This window comes from Weissella sp. ESL1139 (assembly GCF_058506735.1).
In genome coordinates this window covers 983,712-998,147 of sequence record NZ_CP196375.1, presented here as the reverse complement: position 1 = coordinate 998,147, position 14,436 = coordinate 983,712, and the positions used below count along the sequence as shown (strand labels likewise).

Below are 14,436 nucleotides of genomic sequence, written 5' to 3'. Positions count from 1 at the left end.
AATACGTGTCGTGATGATGGCACTGAGGTCACACCTGTTCCCATACCGAACACAGCAGTTAAGCTCAGTAGCGCCAAAAGTAGTTGGAGGATCGCCTCCTGCGAGGATAGGACGTCGCGATGCAACATGGACGTTTAGCTCAGCTGGGAGAGCACCTGCCTTACAAGCAGGGGGTCACAGGTTCGATCCCTGTAACGTCCATTGGGTCGTTAGCTCAGTTGGCAGAGCAGTGGACTTTTAATCCATGGGTCCTGGGTTCGAGCCCCAGACGACCCATTGAAATATTTATATTGCACCTATAGCGCAACTGGATAGAGTGTCTGACTACGAATCAGAAGGTTGAAGGTTCAAATCCTTCTAGGTGCATTAACAATTGAATAGTTGTTATTTACTCGGGACGTAGCTCAGTTTGGTAGAGCACCTGGTTTGGGACCAGGGGGTCGCAGGTTCGAATCCTGTCGTCCCGATTTTTATATTCGCGGTGTAGCTCAGCTGGCTAGAGCGTCCGGTTCATACCCGGGAGGTCGAGGGTTCGATTCCCCCCGCCGCGATTAATAACATGCGGATGTAGTACAATGGCTAGTGCCCCAGCCTTCCAAGCTGGAAATGCGGGTTCGATTCCCGTCATCCGCTTGGTTATAAGATCTCTAAAATTCTTAAAAGTGGATTTTAGAGATTTTTTTTATTTAAAAGTACTATTGTTATATCTAGTCAGATGCATGAAATTTATTAGTGTTATATAATTGAGAGTATAGATTATTTGGGGGCATTATGAAAACAATTATATTTGATGTTGACGGTACTTTATTAAGTACAGAAGCAATGTACATGCAATCGCTCATTCAAACGTTTAAAGATAGAGGCATTGAGAAGTCATATGAAGAAGTATATAAAGTTTTTGGATTACCTTCATTAGATGGTTTAATTAAAATGGACGCGCCTAATCCCGAAGAAATGCAGCTAGAATGGCAAAATCATTATCGTGATTTTTGGCATGAAGTTAAGGTCTTTGATGGTATAGACGATATGTTGGTAAGTTTACAATTAAATGATTTTACATTAGGAATTGTTACATCTAATACAGAAGAAGAGTTTACAACGAATACGGCACAGTTTGGTTTCGCACAATACTTTCAAGATTTTGTTTTTGCTGGGCAAACACCTAATATGAAACCAGCTGCAGATCCAATACTTAAATCACTAAAAGACTTACAGTCAGAAAAGCAAACAGCTATGTATATTGGTGATTCAATTCATGATATGCAAGCAGCTCATAATGCCGGTATCAAATTTGGTATGGCAGCGTGGGGAGTACGTGATAAGACCGTTTTTGATAATCAAGCTGATTATGTTTTTGAAACGCCCGCAAAATTGTTAGATTTTGCACTAAAAAATAAATAAATTTTGAAAGAAGTGATAACAATGGATAACCGAGCAATAGGGTATATAGATTCTGGTATAGGTGGTTTATCTGTTGTAAAAGAAGCACTAGAAAAATTGCCGAATGAACAGGTTTACTATGTTGGTGATACCGCACGAATGCCATATGGACCTAGAGAACCAGAAGAAGTTAAAAAATTTACTTGGCAGTTAGTTAATTTTTTAATGGCAAGAAACATTAAATTATTAGTTATAGCATGTAATACTGCAACAGCAGCTGCTTTGCCTGACTTAGTCAACGGTTTGGATATACCTGTAATTGGGGTGATTCAACCAGGTGTTGAGACAGCTTCTAAAGCTACAAAAACGCATGAAATTGGTGTCTTGGCAACCCAAGGCACTGTCAACTCAATGGCCTATTATAATGGCTTGAAAAGTACTAATGGTAATAATGATGTATACCAGTTGGCAGCACCAAAATTAGTTGAAATTGCTGAACAACCAGTTAAGAATCCAGATACGGTCCAAAAAATAGTCAATGAATTGTTATTACCTATTAAGAATCAAAATATTGATACACTAGTATTAGGTTGTACGCATTTCCCATTATTGGCCTCATATATTCAAAAAGCTGTTGGTCCGAACATTCAACTAGTTGATGCAGGTGCCGCTGCTGTTGGGGTTGTATCTAAAATCTTAACGGACAAAAATATGCAACATGAAAAAACGGTTCACGCATATCAATCGGACGAGTATTATACAACAGGTAGTGTCCAAACTTTCACACAATTAGCCGAAAATTGGTTAGAATTATCTGAATTGAATGTACAACATTTAAATATTGAAAATAATCAGTTACTATTGGAAAATGAATAGAGGGGGATAAAATGGCAAAACTTATTTTTGCTTCAAAAAATGATGGTAAAATTCGTGAATTTCGTGAATTTTTAGCACCTTTCGGCGTAGAAGTGATTTCATTGAATGACTTGGACAATGTGCCGGTAATTAATGAAAATGGTGCTACTTTTGAAGAAAATGCAATGATTAAAGCACAAACAATCACACAGTTTTATAATTTGCCAGTTGTAGCAGATGATTCTGGGTTAAGTGTTAATGCCTTAGGTGGTGCGCCAGGTGTTCATTCTGCTAGATATGCCGGTGATCATAACGATTTGGCAAACAATAAGAAACTACTATCTGAACTTACTGATGTTAGTTATGCAGATCGTCAAGCAACATTTCATACAGTCATTGTTGGCTTGAAGCCTTCTGGTAAAAAGATTGTCGTAGATGGGGCAGTTGATGGTCATATTTTAACACATTTTCAAGGTGATAACGATTTTGGGTATGATCCATTGTTTTATTATGATCCTTTAGAAAAAAGCTTTGCTGAAATGACCCCGGCAGAAAAAAATAAAGTGTCACATCGTGGTAATGCTTTACGTAAGTTTATCACGGAATTTAAAGAATGGTGGGAGGACTAATAATGGATTATTTAATTGTTTCTGATACGCACGGTGATCGTCAAATTTTAGTAGACTTTGTAAATCATTACAAAGGTAGTGTTAAAGCAATGTTTTACAATGGTGATTCTGAGTTAAATCGTTCAGATGAATTATTTGATACATTATTACCAGTAATTGGTAATATGGATAGTGATCCAATGTTCCCAGATGATCGGGATTATGAGGATAATACGATAAAGATTTATCAAACGCACGGTCATTTATTCCATACAGAAATGTCATTAAATCATTTAAGAGAAGCTGTTTCAAACAAAGATGCTGAAATTGTTACTTCAGGACATACTCATAAACTAGGGGCTGAAATGATTGATGGTAAGTTATTTATCAATCCAGGCTCAATTTCTTTGCCTAAAGGTCCTTATGCATACCTGAAGGGAACGTATGCTATCTTATCAGTTGAACCAGATAAGTTCCGCGTACAATTTTATACAAGAGATATGAAACCAGTGCCAGATTTAGCATTTGAGTTTGATAGATAAAATGTACTACACAAAAAAGCGAGGTTGAGATAAAATTCTCAGTCTCGCTTTTTTAGATTATTTAATTGCTACCTTCTTCATAATCGACCAAGCGCAAATTAGAGTTAAATGTATTAGATTGAATAGCTTGATTAAAAATATTTGTTAAGCCATTAGCTGAAAAATCTGAAGTTTTAAAAGCAAAATCATCTTGAACTGAATTATATACAATCAGGGTTGGATAATCTGTGACAGCCATAGAAGCAGCCATATTCTGATCAGATTTTAATGCAGCAATTGTAGCTGTCGTATTGTAATCTTCTAAAAATAGATTAGTATCTAAATTTAATTTAGATAACGTTGCGAGTACTAAAGACTTAGAGTAAGCCTTATTTGATAATAATACCTCTTGCATCTTTGAATAGAAGGTTCTAGCAGCCTTTTTTCCTTGTGACTGAACAGCTTTAGTATCTAATGCAAGTTGTGATAGACTATTAGCCACAGTGGTATAATCTATACTTAATTTATGATTAGCATTTAATTCTTGATAAGTATCTCTAACTGATTGCATCGTAACAACTGGTATCATTCGGTATGAAACAGATTGTGAAGTTTGTTTAATGTAATTAATAACTTTTTTTTCTGAACTGATACTATCCTCTGAAAGTGGGGTTACGAAGTGGTACACTTCTAACATAACAAGTGACAACCTCCAAAAACATTTTTTACATACCAGACAATGGTACGCTATTCTTAATAGTGTGTCTATATGATTTTTCTTGCTATAACAAAAATTACTAATAGTGTTTGATATCAATTATCAAATGGATTATAAATAATACTGGCAAGAACTTCATTCTAATTGTAAAATTAAAGCGTTGTGGTATTTGTTATATCAAGCTGATTAGATTATATAATTTTGTACTTGGTACGACAATTTTTTTGCTTATAGCGTGATTTAACAATGTGGCAAAGAACACAAAGCACATGATTTGGGGGATTTTAAATGACACGTGAGGAATGGGAACAACTGCTACAGCCGTATGTTCAAACAGTAAATGAATTAAAAGTAAAGTTGCGCGGTATGCGTTCTGACTTTGAAATAGCTGGTATTCACACACCCATTGAGTTCGTAACAGGGCGTGTCAAAGAAATTCCAGCCATCGAAGAAAAACTTGTTCGGCGTCATATTAGCATGGATCGTATTGAACAAGATATGGAAGATTTAGCTGGTGTTCGTATCATGACGCAATTTACAGAAGATATTTACAAAGTTGTTGATTTATTACGTAAACGCAAGGATATGGTTATTTTAGAAGAACGTGACTATGTGACGAATGAAAAGCCATCAGGCTATCGTTCGTACCACATTGTCATTGAATATCCTGTCCAATTAATCAGCGGTGAAAAAAAGGTGTTGGCGGAAATACAAGTTCGGACAATGCAAATGAACGTATGGGCAACCATTGAGCATGCTATCAATTATAAATTTGATGGTGAGTATACTGATGAAATGAAAGCAAAGTTAAAACATGCAGCGGAATTAAGTATGGAAGTAGATAGACTATTTTCAGAATTGCACAATGGCCTTGCAGATACATTAGATAAACCAAAAGATAGTTAATAATAAAGGATGGACTACTATATGAGAATTTCTGTATATAGTAATAACGTACCACACTCACGAGCAGTTGTTTCGTTATTAAAGGAAAAGCTAACTGTACATGGTGAAGGAAAGATAATATTTGATGATGATAATCCGGAAGTGGTTATAACAGTTGGTGGTGATGGTACCTTACTTGGTGCTTTCCATCACTATACAGATCAATTAGATAAAATTCGATTTATTGGTGTCCACACAGGTCATCTAGGTTTTTATGCCGATTGGCAATATTTTGAATTAGATGAACTAGTTGAAAGTTTAGTCAATCAGAAAACAACTGCTAAAACAGTTAAATATCCACTTTTAAGTGCAACCATTCATTATACAGATGGTCATGAAGAAGAGGTATTGGCTTTAAATGAGGCAGCTATCAAGCGACCCTTGGGAACGTTGGTAGCTGATGTTTACATTCAAAATGAACTTTTTGAACGTTTTCGTGGTGATGGCTTGACGGCTTCAACACCAACTGGTTCAACGGCATATAATAAGGCAATTGGTGGTGCAGTTATGCATCCAAGTCTGCAAGCTATCCAATTAGCAGAAATTGCTTCTATTAATAGTCGCGTGTTCAGAACGCTAGGGTCACCATTAATTATTGGTAACCATGAAATTATCAAAATTCAATTAGAAAACGATGGTTCAGCAGTTACGTTTAGCTATGATCATTTAAATAAAATTTCTTCTAACATTGATTGGATTTCATTCAAGGTTGCAGATCAAAAAATCCAATTCGCTGAATATCGACACATGCATTTTTGGCACCGTGTTCAGGCCAGCTTTATTGGTACGGAGGTAAGATAAATTGGCCCATTTTAGTTGGCAAAATCAAAGTGATGAAACATTGCGCATAAAAAACTTTTTAGCAAAACGTGGTGTATCACATCGTATGTTTTCAATCATTAAACGTGGTGGTGGTCAAGTATTATTGAATCAAAAGCCGGTGCGAACATTGGATGATGTGCAACCAGGTGATTTGGTTGAAGTTAATATGCCACCCGAAACATCTAATGCGGTCGTTGCAGCTTCTAATTTACCAATTACAATTCTATATGAAGATGAAAATTGGTTGTTAGTAGATAAAGAAGCTGGTATTACGTCTGTGCCAGGTAAAGCAGACCGTGAAACGACCATGGTAAATCGAGTGAAAGGCTATTTAATTGCCCAAGGTGCTGAGGATTTAGTACCACATGTTGTGACTAGATTAGATAGATTTACTTCAGGTGTTTCTTTGCTAGCTAAGCACCGTTTTGCACATGGTTTGTTAGATAAACAATTACAAACTCATACAGTAGACAAGCGTTATTATGCAATTGTAGATGGTGTTTTAGCGGATGATCACGGGTTTATCGATGCACCGATTGGTAGAATGGATGATGATTTTATTCGACGAGAAGTACGTGAAGATGGTCGTCCGTCACAGACTGAGTATTGGGTTGTAAAACGTATGGATAATCAGACATTGGTTAAAGTACAGTTACACACTGGACGCACGCACCAAATCCGGGTACATTTCAAATATATTGGTCATCCACTAATTGGGGATGAAATTTATGATGGTCCAATGGATAGAGGAATTTCTAGACAAGCATTACATGCTTATTGGCTTGAATTTTATGATCCATTTATTGAAATGAAGCGACATGTTAAATCGCCAATACCTGATGATTTTAAAGCTGTTTTGTTGCAAAATATGTCGAATGAAGATATCGATAAATTATAAGTTAGTTATATTGTGGGGAAAATATGAAGGAAACATTGCAAGAAATAACAGAAGATATGCGTGATGAATTGTCAGAACAAGCCCACCATTTAGTTTTTTATATCGAAAACAATGAAAAAGGGGCGTTTTTAGACAGCTTTGATGAATTACACACATATGATCAAGCTATTTTTTATGTTTCATTAACATCACAGTTACGCCATCAAATCATTGAATGGTTAACGCCCTTAGAATTAGCCGATATATTTGATGAAATAGAGCCTGAAAGTGTTGAATTTGAAGATCTTTTATCAGAAATGTCACCGCATTATGCAGCAACCATGTTGGCTAATATGTATACCGACAATGCCGTTGATTTGTTATCAGAAATTGATGCCAAAGAATTGGCCATGTACTTGTCTTTGATGCCTAAAGACAGTGCTGATGAAATTAAACGCTTATTGAAATATGATGATGATACTGCTGGTTCTCTGATGAGTACTGAGTTTATCTCAATTAATCAAAATTTGACTATTGGCCAAGCAATGGTTAGTGTCAAAAAAGCAGCACAAGAAGCTGAGCAAATTAATTATATTTATGTATTGGATGATAATGACACTTTAGTTGGTGTTATTTCATTGAAATCATTAATTATTTGGCCAGATGCGGCGAAAATTTCTGAAGTGATGGACACTAACTTAATTACGGTTGGTCCTGAAGATGATCAAGAAGATGTTGCCAAAGTTATGGCTGATTATAATTTTGTTTCATTGCCAGTAGTTGCCAAAAAACAAATGATTGGTATGATTACGGTTGACGATATTGTTGACGTTATTGATGCCGAAGCTGCTGAAGATTATTCACGACTAGCTGGTGTTGACGTTGTTACTTTGGAAGATAATCCATTAAAGTCAGCATTAAAGCGATTACCTTGGCTAGTTGGTTTGATTTTTTTAGGAATGGGAACCGCATCTGTTATTGACGGTTATAATTATTTAGTTTCCCAAACAGCAGTTTTAGCTGTGTTTATTTCGTTAATTACGGGAACTGCTGGAAATGCAGGTACGCAATCTTTGGCCGTAGCTGTGCGTGGAATTGCATTAAAAGAAAAGAAATCAATTTTTAAATCGTTAATGATTGAAATATTAATTGGTTTAATGATTGGTGTTGTAGCTGGTATTACGATTTTCCTTGTTATTTTAGTTTGGAAACATAATTTACTACTAGGTATTGCTGTTGGTATAGCAATGGGCGTAGCCATTTTAGTCGCCAATGTTGCGGGTGCTTTTATACCAATGATTATGGATAAAATTGGTGTTGATCCAGCTGTTGCTTCAGGACCTTTCATTTCAACATTATCTGATTTAACATCGGTTATTATTTATTTTAATGTTGCTAAGCTGTTTATTGATAAATTCATGATGCACTAATAGGAGTAGCAATGCTATTACTTGCTTAGATGATAGTTTTATGCTACTATTAAATATGTTAATGAATATGCTCTTAATTGAGTGGCCAGATTTATGTCTTGGCCGCTCATTTTTTTAAGGAGTTTATTAAATCGATTAGAAATGTTAAGTGAAGGGAGGTTTAGAATGGCGAAAGTTGTAGAGGACGTTCACGCAATTTTAAAACCTGTGTTGGAAACAAAAGGCTTTGATTTATGGGATGTTCTGTATGAAAAGCAGGACAGTGATTTTGTCCTTCGTGTCCTTATAGACCGCGTTGAGGGTGAAGTTAACATGGATGATTTGGTGATGCTCACTGAAATTATTAGTGAACAATTGGATAGTATTACACCTGATCCATTCCCACAAGCATACCTTCTAGATGTTTCATCACCGGGTGCGGATCGTGAATTGAAAGAGCCGCAAAACTTTATATGGGCAGTTGGCAAGTTTGTTGAAATTGAATTATATGATGCAATTTCTGATTCTAAAATGTTCACGGGTCAATTAGTTGCATTTAAAGACATGCAATTAACATTGGATGTATTATTAAAAGGTAAACATCAATTAATTGAGATACCGTTTGTAAATGTTAAAACTGCTAAACTTGCTATCAGTCAAGATCGTGTATTAGTCAGTGATGAAGATTATGATTGGGCACTGAATAAATTGGTGCATGTATCAACTTATCAAAAAATAGATGGTAAAAAAGAGTTTTCGGGTGAACTAACACAAGTAACAGAAGAAAATTTAGTAATTACCAGTGATGATGATGTTGAATTTGTTGTGCCCCGACGTGCGGTTGCCCAAGCAAAACAATCAAATGATTTTTAAAAATACGGAGAAACAAAATGAGTAAGGAATTAGTATCAGCTCTTGATGCATTAGAAGAAGAGAAAGGGATTAAAGCTGACGTTTTAATTGAGGCCCTTGAAGAAGCTTTGAAGAAAGCTTATGAAAAAAATTATGATGAATCCCAAAATGTTGAAGTACAATTTGATAGTAAAAAAGGAAACATCAAAGTTTATGCAATAAAGACAGTTGTCGATGAAATTGATGAACCTTATGAACAAATTACATTACCAGAAGCGCTTGAAATTAATAAGGCTTATGAAATTGGTGATGAAATTAAGTTTGAGGTAACCCCAAAAGATTTCGGTCGTTTAGCAGCTCAAACTGCTAAGCAAATTATCATGCAAAAAGTTCGCGAAGCAGAACGTGGTGCAGTTTATGATAATTTTGTTGGTTATGAAGATGAAATTATTACTGGAGAAGTAGAGCGTGAAGATTCACGTTATCTATACATTATTTTGCCAGGTAATCAAATGGCTGCTATGAAGCCAAATGATCAAATGCCTAGTGAGTCTTACCAAATGGGTGATAAAATCAAGGTTTTGGTTTCACAGGTTCAGAATGAAAAGAAGGGACCACAGGTGTTCGTTTCACGTACTCATCCAGATTTGGTTAAGCGTTTATTCGAAGCTGAAGTGCCTGAAGTATTTGATGGAACTGTTGAAATCAAATCAATTGCTCGTGAAGCTGGTGATCGTTCAAAGATTGCCGTTTATTCACACAATGAAAACTTAGATGCTGTTGGTACAATGGTTGGACAAAGCGGTGCTCGTGTGCAATCAATTGTTACTGAATTATCTGGTGAAAACATGGATATTGTTGAATGGACTGAAGATCCAGCAGAATTCATTAAAAATTCTTTGAATCCCGCTGAAGTTGTCGAAGTTATCTTCGATAATAATAATGACCGTGCTGCAACAGTTCTTGTGCCAGATTATCAATTATCATTAGCAATTGGTAAGCGTGGACAAAATGCTCGTTTGGCAGCCCGCTTAACTGGCTTTAAGATTGATATTAAACCAGAATCAGCTCGTGATGAAGTTATTGCAGCAATGAATGAACAATCAATGTTTGATGATGTTGCAGATGATAATGATGAAGATATGACTGAGTTTGATTCAGACAACGATTCTGAAGAATAGGAGATACCGTTTATGAAACCACGTAAAATTCCAATGCGTAAAGATATTGTTACTGGGGAAATGGTACCAAAAAAGGAACTAGTTCGTATTGTGCGCACACCAGAAGGTGAAGTAACTTTGGATCCATCAAATCGAGCAAATGGACGTGGTGCGTACATCTCTCTCTCAGTTGAAGTGGCAGAAACTGCAAAGAAAAAGCGTATTTTTGACAAAGTATTCGAAACGAAACTTGATGACCAGTTTTATGACGATTTAATTGCTTATGTTGACCATCAAGCAGCACGTAAGGAGTTATTTGGTGATGCAAAATAGACAAAAATTATTAAACTTATTAGGTCTTGCTAGACGCGCCGGAAAATTAATAACTGGTGAAGACTTAGTTTTAAGTGCAGTTCGTTCTGGTAAAGCAAGTTTAGTATTTTTTGCCGCTGATGGTGGTGAATCCAGTAAAAAGAAATTCACAGATAAAACAGAAAGTTATAAAGTTCCATTTTCAACAGCATTTACACGCCAAGAATTAGGTGATGCAACAGGATTAGCACGAACGGTTATTGCCGTCGCTGACCAAGGATTTGCCAAAAAAATGCGAGAATACTTAGATAATTAGGAGGAAATTATATGACCAAGCGAGTTTATGAGTTGGCAAAAGATTTAAATATTTCATCAAAGGATTTAGTATCAATTGCTAACGGTGCCAATATACCAGTCAAAAATCATATGTCTACATTGGATGATAAGACGGTTAAGACACTAACAAATGCTGCCAAAAAAAAGCAGGGTAATAACCACAAGCCGGCAGCAAAAGCTCAATCAAATAATGAGCCAAAGGTTTCTCATAAAGAAAGCAACCTAAAAAAGAATGATAAGCGTGAGGATAATCGTGCTTCACACAATAAAACGAACAATTCTCAACAAAATAATGGTGGTCGTAACAATAATAACAACCGCAATTCTCAAAATAAGAATCGTCGTTTTAACAACAATGGTAATAACCGTAACAACAATCGTCGTGGTAAAAAGGGACCTGGTCGTAAGCGCAATAATAATGAGCATCGCCCAGCACCAACTGTTCGTAAGGACCAACCATTACCAGAAACATTGGTTTACTCAGTTGGTATGAACGTGCAAGACATTGCAAAATTAATCCATCGTGACGCAACTGAAATTATCAAGAAATTGTTTATGCTAGGTGTGATGGTTAATCAAAACCAATCATTGGATGCCGATACAATTGAATTGTTAGCAGCTGATTACGGTATTGAAGCTGAGCAAAAAGTTGAAGTTGATATTGCTGATTTGGATAAGTTCTTTGAAGATGACGATGATGACCAAGAGAACATGGAGCCTCGTGCCCCTGTTGTTACTATCATGGGACACGTTGATCATGGTAAGACAACATTGCTTGATTACCTACGTAATTCACACGTTACAGAAGGTGAAGCTGGTGGTATTACGCAGCATATTGGTGCTTACCAGACAAAGTTAAATGACCGTTTGGTAACATTCTTGGATACACCAGGTCACGCGGCCTTTACTGCAATGCGTGCCCGTGGAGCTGATATTACTGATATTACGGTCTTGGTTGTTGCCGCTGACGATGGTGTTATGCCACAAACAGTTGAAGCTATTAATCACGCTAAGGCTGCAGGTACACCAATTATTGTTGCTGTTAATAAGATTGATAAGCCGGGTGCAAATCCAGACAATGTTATTAATCAATTGATGCAATATGAATTAATTCCCGAATCATTTGGTGGTGACACAATCTTTGTTAATATTTCGGCTAAATTTGGTCAAAATATTGATGAGTTACTTGAAATGATTTTGTTGACAGCTGATGTTTTGGAGTTAAAGGCTAACCCTAATAAGCGTGCCGCCGGATCAGTTGTTGAAGCTCGATTGGATAAGGGTCGTGGAACAGTTGCAACTGTGCTAGTTCAACAAGGAACGATGCATGTTGGTGATCCTATCGTTGTTGGTAATACTTATGGGCGTGTTCGTACGATGACTAATGATCGTGGCCGTCGTGTTAAGGAAGCTTTGCCATCTACACCGGTCGAAATTACTGGTTTGAATGATGTGCCATCTGCTGGTGATCGTTTTGTTGTCTTTGAAGATGAAAAGACAGCTCGTGCAGCGGGTGAAGAACGTGCTAAGCGTGCTGTTATCGCTGAGCGTAACCGAAACAACATTGTTTCAGTTTCAGACCTATTTAGTAAGATGGCTGAAAAGCAAATGAAGTCAGTCCCAGTTATTATCAAGGCTGATGTCCAAGGTTCTGTTGAAGCTTTGGCTGGTTCATTCCGTAAGATTGATGTTGAAGGTGTTAAGGTTGATATTATTCATACGGCTGTTGGTGCTATCAACGAATCAGATGTGACCCTTGCTGAAGCATCAGGTGCCATCATTATCGGATTTAATGTTCGTCCAACGCCACAAGCAAAGCAACAAGCTGATTCAGACAAAGTTGAGATTCGTCTACACAGTGTTATCTATAATGCTATTGATGAGATTGAAGCTGCTATGAAGGGACAGTTGGACCCAGAGTTTGAAGAAAAAGTTGTTGGAACTGCAGAAGTTCGTGAATTGTTCAAGGTATCTAAGGTTGGAACCATCGTGGGTGGTATGGTAATGTCTGGTAAGATTACCCGTGAAGCCTCAGTTCGCTTGATTCGTGATGGTATTGTTATTTTTGATGGTAAGATTGGTTCATTGCGTCGTTACAAGGATGATGTTAAAGAAGTTAAGAACGGTTACGATTTCGGTTTGACTATCGAGAAGTACAATGATGAAAAGGTTGGCGATGTAATCGAAGCTTACGAAATGGTTGAAATTCCACGTTAATCCTTATTGCAATCGCAATATTGATGGGAGGAAATTAATATGGCACAACAAAATTTTCGAGTTGGTCGTTTAGAACAGGAAATTCAACGTGAAGTTAATGATTTGTTGCTTAAGCGAATTCGTGATCCACGGATTGAAGGTGTAACTGTCACGGGTGTAGAAGTTACTGGTGATTTGCAACAAGCCAAGGTTTTTTATAGTGTATTGTCTGAATTAGCTTCAGTTAATAAAAAAGCAGCTGAAGGACTTGATGCAGCTACTGGACTAATTCGTAAAGAATTGGGTTCACGATTGCGTATTTATAAAACACCTGAATTGACGTTTGTTAAAGATGATTCTATACAATATGGTAATAAAATTGATGACTTGATTCGTCAATTGCACCAAAATGAAGATTAAGTTAGGATAACTTGACTAATCATTAAAATAATTATTAAAAGGGTCTTTCTTTGCTACATGCTGTGGTATGGGAGACCCTTTAATATACATATAGCTTTTTAAGGAGAATAACATGGATGGCATTTTACCAATCTATAAAGAAACAGGGATGACCTCACATGATGTGGTTTCTAAGTTGCGACGTATTTTAAATATGAAGAAAATTGGTCACGCTGGCACACTAGATCCAAATGTAGACGGTGTTTTACCGATTGCATTAGGTAAAGCAACTAAGACTATTGAGTTTTTACAAGAAGCCGGCAAAACTTATACTGGTTCGATTACTTTAGGCTTTGCAACAACCACTGAAGATTTAGATGGCGAAGTTGTGGAAACACAACCTTTAGATAAGCCATTTACAGTTGCTGACATTAAACAGGGTATGGCAAAATTGACAGGTGATATTATTCAAATTCCACCAATGTATTCGGCGGTTAAAGTAAATGGCCGTCGATTGTACGATTATGCTCGTGCTGGTGAAAGTGTTGAACGGCCAGAACGCCATGCCACTATTTACCAATTTGAGTTAACTTCTGAGATAGTTTTTGATGAGAGTGAACAGACTCAAACTTTTAAGTTTATTGCGAAAGTTTCAAAGGGGACGTATATTCGTACATTAGCTGTTGATTTAGGAAAACAATTAGGTGTACCGGCAGTCATGAGTCAATTAACTCGTGAAGCGGCTGGAGGGTATAAGCTTGAAAATGCTCATAGTCTACATGATATAGCGGAACGCATGCAAACAGAGGGTGAATTGGGTGATTGGTTAATGCCTATTGCAACTGCTGTAACCAAATTCCCACATGTTGCATTGACTGACATTCAGTGGGATCAAATAAAGCATGGAATTGGTCAACCAGCTAGTCTATGTGAACCCGTACAAGACAAGATTGTTCTAACTTATCAAGGTGAAGTAAAATCAGTTTTTCATTGGCGTGCGGATAAGAATCAATATCGTGCTTATCGAACTTTTTCAATTGAGTAAT

Annotated in this window: 16 protein-coding genes, 6 tRNA genes and 1 rRNA gene; 22 read left to right on the top strand and 1 reads right to left on the bottom strand. The window is 36.8% G+C overall.

Going from position 1 to position 14,436, the window contains the following annotated elements; all coding sequences use genetic code 11:
• The first annotated feature begins 6 nt into the window (after positions 1 to 6).
• From rrf to ACSYSF_RS04785, 11 genes are all read left to right on the top strand, one after another.
• Positions 7 to 123, top strand: a 5S ribosomal RNA gene (gene rrf, locus ACSYSF_RS04835).
• Between the two features lie 5 nt (positions 124 to 128).
• Positions 129 to 201, top strand: a tRNA-Val gene (locus ACSYSF_RS04830).
• A 2-nt stretch (positions 202 to 203) separates the two neighbouring features.
• Positions 204 to 276 (top strand) — tRNA-Lys (locus tag ACSYSF_RS04825).
• 16 nt (positions 277 to 292) lie between these two features.
• Positions 293 to 366 (top strand) — tRNA-Arg (locus tag ACSYSF_RS04820).
• 27 nt (positions 367 to 393) lie between these two features.
• Positions 394 to 467 (top strand) — tRNA-Pro (locus ACSYSF_RS04815).
• Between the two features lie 10 nt (positions 468 to 477).
• Positions 478 to 551: transfer RNA gene (locus tag ACSYSF_RS04810), tRNA-Met, on the top strand.
• A gap of 10 nt (positions 552 to 561) precedes the next feature.
• A tRNA-Gly gene (locus ACSYSF_RS04805) sits at positions 562 to 633 on the top strand.
• Between the two features lie 138 nt (positions 634 to 771).
• On the top strand, positions 772 to 1,401 hold the full coding sequence (locus tag ACSYSF_RS04800; protein WP_489868403.1) for an HAD family hydrolase: 630 nt from the start codon (positions 772 to 774) through the stop codon (positions 1,399 to 1,401).
• Between the two features lie 21 nt (positions 1,402 to 1,422).
• Positions 1,423 to 2,256, top strand: coding sequence for a glutamate racemase (gene murI / locus ACSYSF_RS04795; RefSeq protein WP_489868402.1), 834 nt, complete (start codon positions 1,423 to 1,425; stop codon positions 2,254 to 2,256).
• 11 nt (positions 2,257 to 2,267) lie between these two features.
• Positions 2,268 to 2,864, top strand: coding sequence for an XTP/dITP diphosphatase (locus ACSYSF_RS04790; RefSeq protein ID WP_489868401.1), 597 nt, complete (start codon positions 2,268 to 2,270; stop codon positions 2,862 to 2,864).
• A 2-nt stretch (positions 2,865 to 2,866) separates the two neighbouring features.
• Positions 2,867 to 3,385: a YfcE family phosphodiesterase gene (locus ACSYSF_RS04785; RefSeq protein ID WP_489868400.1), complete on the top strand. Its 519-nt coding sequence runs from the start codon at positions 2,867 to 2,869 to the stop codon at positions 3,383 to 3,385.
• 61 nt (positions 3,386 to 3,446) lie between these two features.
• Here ACSYSF_RS04785 and ACSYSF_RS04780 read toward each other — a convergent pair whose 3' ends face one another.
• Complete coding sequence (locus tag ACSYSF_RS04780; protein WP_489868399.1) at positions 3,447 to 4,061, bottom strand: DsbA family protein; 615 nt, start codon at positions 4,059 to 4,061, stop codon at positions 3,447 to 3,449.
• Positions 4,062 to 4,370: 309 nt separating this feature from the next.
• On the opposite strand from ACSYSF_RS04780, the gene ACSYSF_RS04775 reads away from it, so the two are divergent.
• The 11 genes from ACSYSF_RS04775 to truB all read left to right on the top strand — a co-directional run bounded on the left by ACSYSF_RS04775 (position 4,371) and on the right by truB (position 14,435).
• Positions 4,371 to 4,988, top strand: coding sequence for a GTP pyrophosphokinase (locus ACSYSF_RS04775; protein ID WP_489868398.1), 618 nt, complete (start codon positions 4,371 to 4,373; stop codon positions 4,986 to 4,988).
• 21 nt (positions 4,989 to 5,009) lie between these two features.
• Positions 5,010 to 5,828, top strand: coding sequence for an NAD kinase (locus ACSYSF_RS04770; RefSeq protein WP_489868397.1), 819 nt, complete (start codon positions 5,010 to 5,012; stop codon positions 5,826 to 5,828).
• 1 nt (position 5,829) lies between these two features.
• Complete coding sequence (locus tag ACSYSF_RS04765; protein WP_489868396.1) at positions 5,830 to 6,747, top strand: RluA family pseudouridine synthase; 918 nt, start codon at positions 5,830 to 5,832, stop codon at positions 6,745 to 6,747.
• A gap of 23 nt (positions 6,748 to 6,770) precedes the next feature.
• Positions 6,771 to 8,156, top strand: a complete 1,386-nt coding sequence (mgtE, locus tag ACSYSF_RS04760) for a magnesium transporter (RefSeq protein WP_489868395.1) — start codon at positions 6,771 to 6,773, stop codon at positions 8,154 to 8,156.
• Positions 8,157 to 8,321: 165 nt separating this feature from the next.
• Entirely contained in the window at positions 8,322 to 9,008 is a 687-nt protein-coding gene (locus ACSYSF_RS04755) for a ribosome maturation factor (RefSeq protein WP_489868394.1), read from the top strand.
• Between the two features lie 17 nt (positions 9,009 to 9,025).
• Positions 9,026 to 10,168 carry a transcription termination factor NusA gene (gene nusA, locus ACSYSF_RS04750; RefSeq protein WP_489868393.1) on the top strand — a complete coding sequence of 381 codons (1,143 nt, stop codon included), beginning with the start codon at positions 9,026 to 9,028 and terminating at the stop codon, positions 10,166 to 10,168.
• 12 nt (positions 10,169 to 10,180) lie between these two features.
• Positions 10,181 to 10,480, top strand: coding sequence for an RNase P modulator RnpM (gene rnpM / locus ACSYSF_RS04745; RefSeq protein ID WP_074427336.1), 300 nt, complete (start codon positions 10,181 to 10,183; stop codon positions 10,478 to 10,480).
• The gene (locus ACSYSF_RS04740; RefSeq protein ID WP_489868392.1) at positions 10,470 to 10,775 is read left to right on the top strand and encodes a YlxQ-related RNA-binding protein; all 306 of its coding nucleotides are present in this window, start codon (positions 10,470 to 10,472) and stop codon (positions 10,773 to 10,775) included. The genes rnpM and ACSYSF_RS04740 overlap by 11 nt, the downstream gene beginning before the upstream one ends.
• Positions 10,776 to 10,786: 11 nt before the next feature.
• Positions 10,787 to 13,012 (top strand): translation initiation factor IF-2, encoded by a 2,226-nt coding sequence (gene infB, locus ACSYSF_RS04735; protein WP_489868391.1) that lies wholly within the window; start codon positions 10,787 to 10,789, stop codon positions 13,010 to 13,012.
• A gap of 39 nt (positions 13,013 to 13,051) precedes the next feature.
• Positions 13,052 to 13,411, top strand: coding sequence for a 30S ribosome-binding factor RbfA (gene rbfA, locus ACSYSF_RS04730; protein WP_489868390.1), 360 nt, complete (start codon positions 13,052 to 13,054; stop codon positions 13,409 to 13,411).
• A gap of 112 nt (positions 13,412 to 13,523) precedes the next feature.
• Complete coding sequence (gene truB / locus ACSYSF_RS04725; RefSeq protein WP_489868389.1) at positions 13,524 to 14,435, top strand: tRNA pseudouridine(55) synthase TruB; 912 nt, start codon at positions 13,524 to 13,526, stop codon at positions 14,433 to 14,435.
• Position 14,436 lies beyond the last annotated feature (1 nt).

What these genes read in the sequence shown, in the direction of transcription:
- ACSYSF_RS04800 (WP_489868403.1), top strand. Translation starts at nt 772, where the DNA reads ATGAAAACAATTATATTTGATGTTGACGGTACTTTATTAAGTACAGAA.
- murI (WP_489868402.1), top strand. Translation starts at nt 1,423, where the DNA reads ATGGATAACCGAGCAATAGGGTATATAGATTCTGGTATAGGTGGTTTA.
- ACSYSF_RS04790 (WP_489868401.1), top strand. Translation starts at nt 2,268, where the DNA reads ATGGCAAAACTTATTTTTGCTTCAAAAAATGATGGTAAAATTCGTGAA.
- ACSYSF_RS04785 (WP_489868400.1), top strand. Translation starts at nt 2,867, where the DNA reads ATGGATTATTTAATTGTTTCTGATACGCACGGTGATCGTCAAATTTTA.
- ACSYSF_RS04780 (WP_489868399.1), bottom strand. Translation starts at nt 4,061, where the DNA reads ATGTTAGAAGTGTACCACTTCGTAACCCCACTTTCAGAGGATAGTATC.
- ACSYSF_RS04775 (WP_489868398.1), top strand. Translation starts at nt 4,371, where the DNA reads ATGACACGTGAGGAATGGGAACAACTGCTACAGCCGTATGTTCAAACA.
- ACSYSF_RS04770 (WP_489868397.1), top strand. Translation starts at nt 5,010, where the DNA reads ATGAGAATTTCTGTATATAGTAATAACGTACCACACTCACGAGCAGTT.
- mgtE (WP_489868395.1), top strand. Translation starts at nt 6,771, where the DNA reads ATGAAGGAAACATTGCAAGAAATAACAGAAGATATGCGTGATGAATTG.
- ACSYSF_RS04755 (WP_489868394.1), top strand. Translation starts at nt 8,322, where the DNA reads ATGGCGAAAGTTGTAGAGGACGTTCACGCAATTTTAAAACCTGTGTTG.
- nusA (WP_489868393.1), top strand. Translation starts at nt 9,026, where the DNA reads ATGAGTAAGGAATTAGTATCAGCTCTTGATGCATTAGAAGAAGAGAAA.
- rnpM (WP_074427336.1), top strand. Translation starts at nt 10,181, where the DNA reads ATGAAACCACGTAAAATTCCAATGCGTAAAGATATTGTTACTGGGGAA.
- ACSYSF_RS04740 (WP_489868392.1), top strand. Translation starts at nt 10,470, where the DNA reads ATGCAAAATAGACAAAAATTATTAAACTTATTAGGTCTTGCTAGACGC.
- infB (WP_489868391.1), top strand. Translation starts at nt 10,787, where the DNA reads ATGACCAAGCGAGTTTATGAGTTGGCAAAAGATTTAAATATTTCATCA.
- rbfA (WP_489868390.1), top strand. Translation starts at nt 13,052, where the DNA reads ATGGCACAACAAAATTTTCGAGTTGGTCGTTTAGAACAGGAAATTCAA.
- truB (WP_489868389.1), top strand. Translation starts at nt 13,524, where the DNA reads ATGGATGGCATTTTACCAATCTATAAAGAAACAGGGATGACCTCACAT.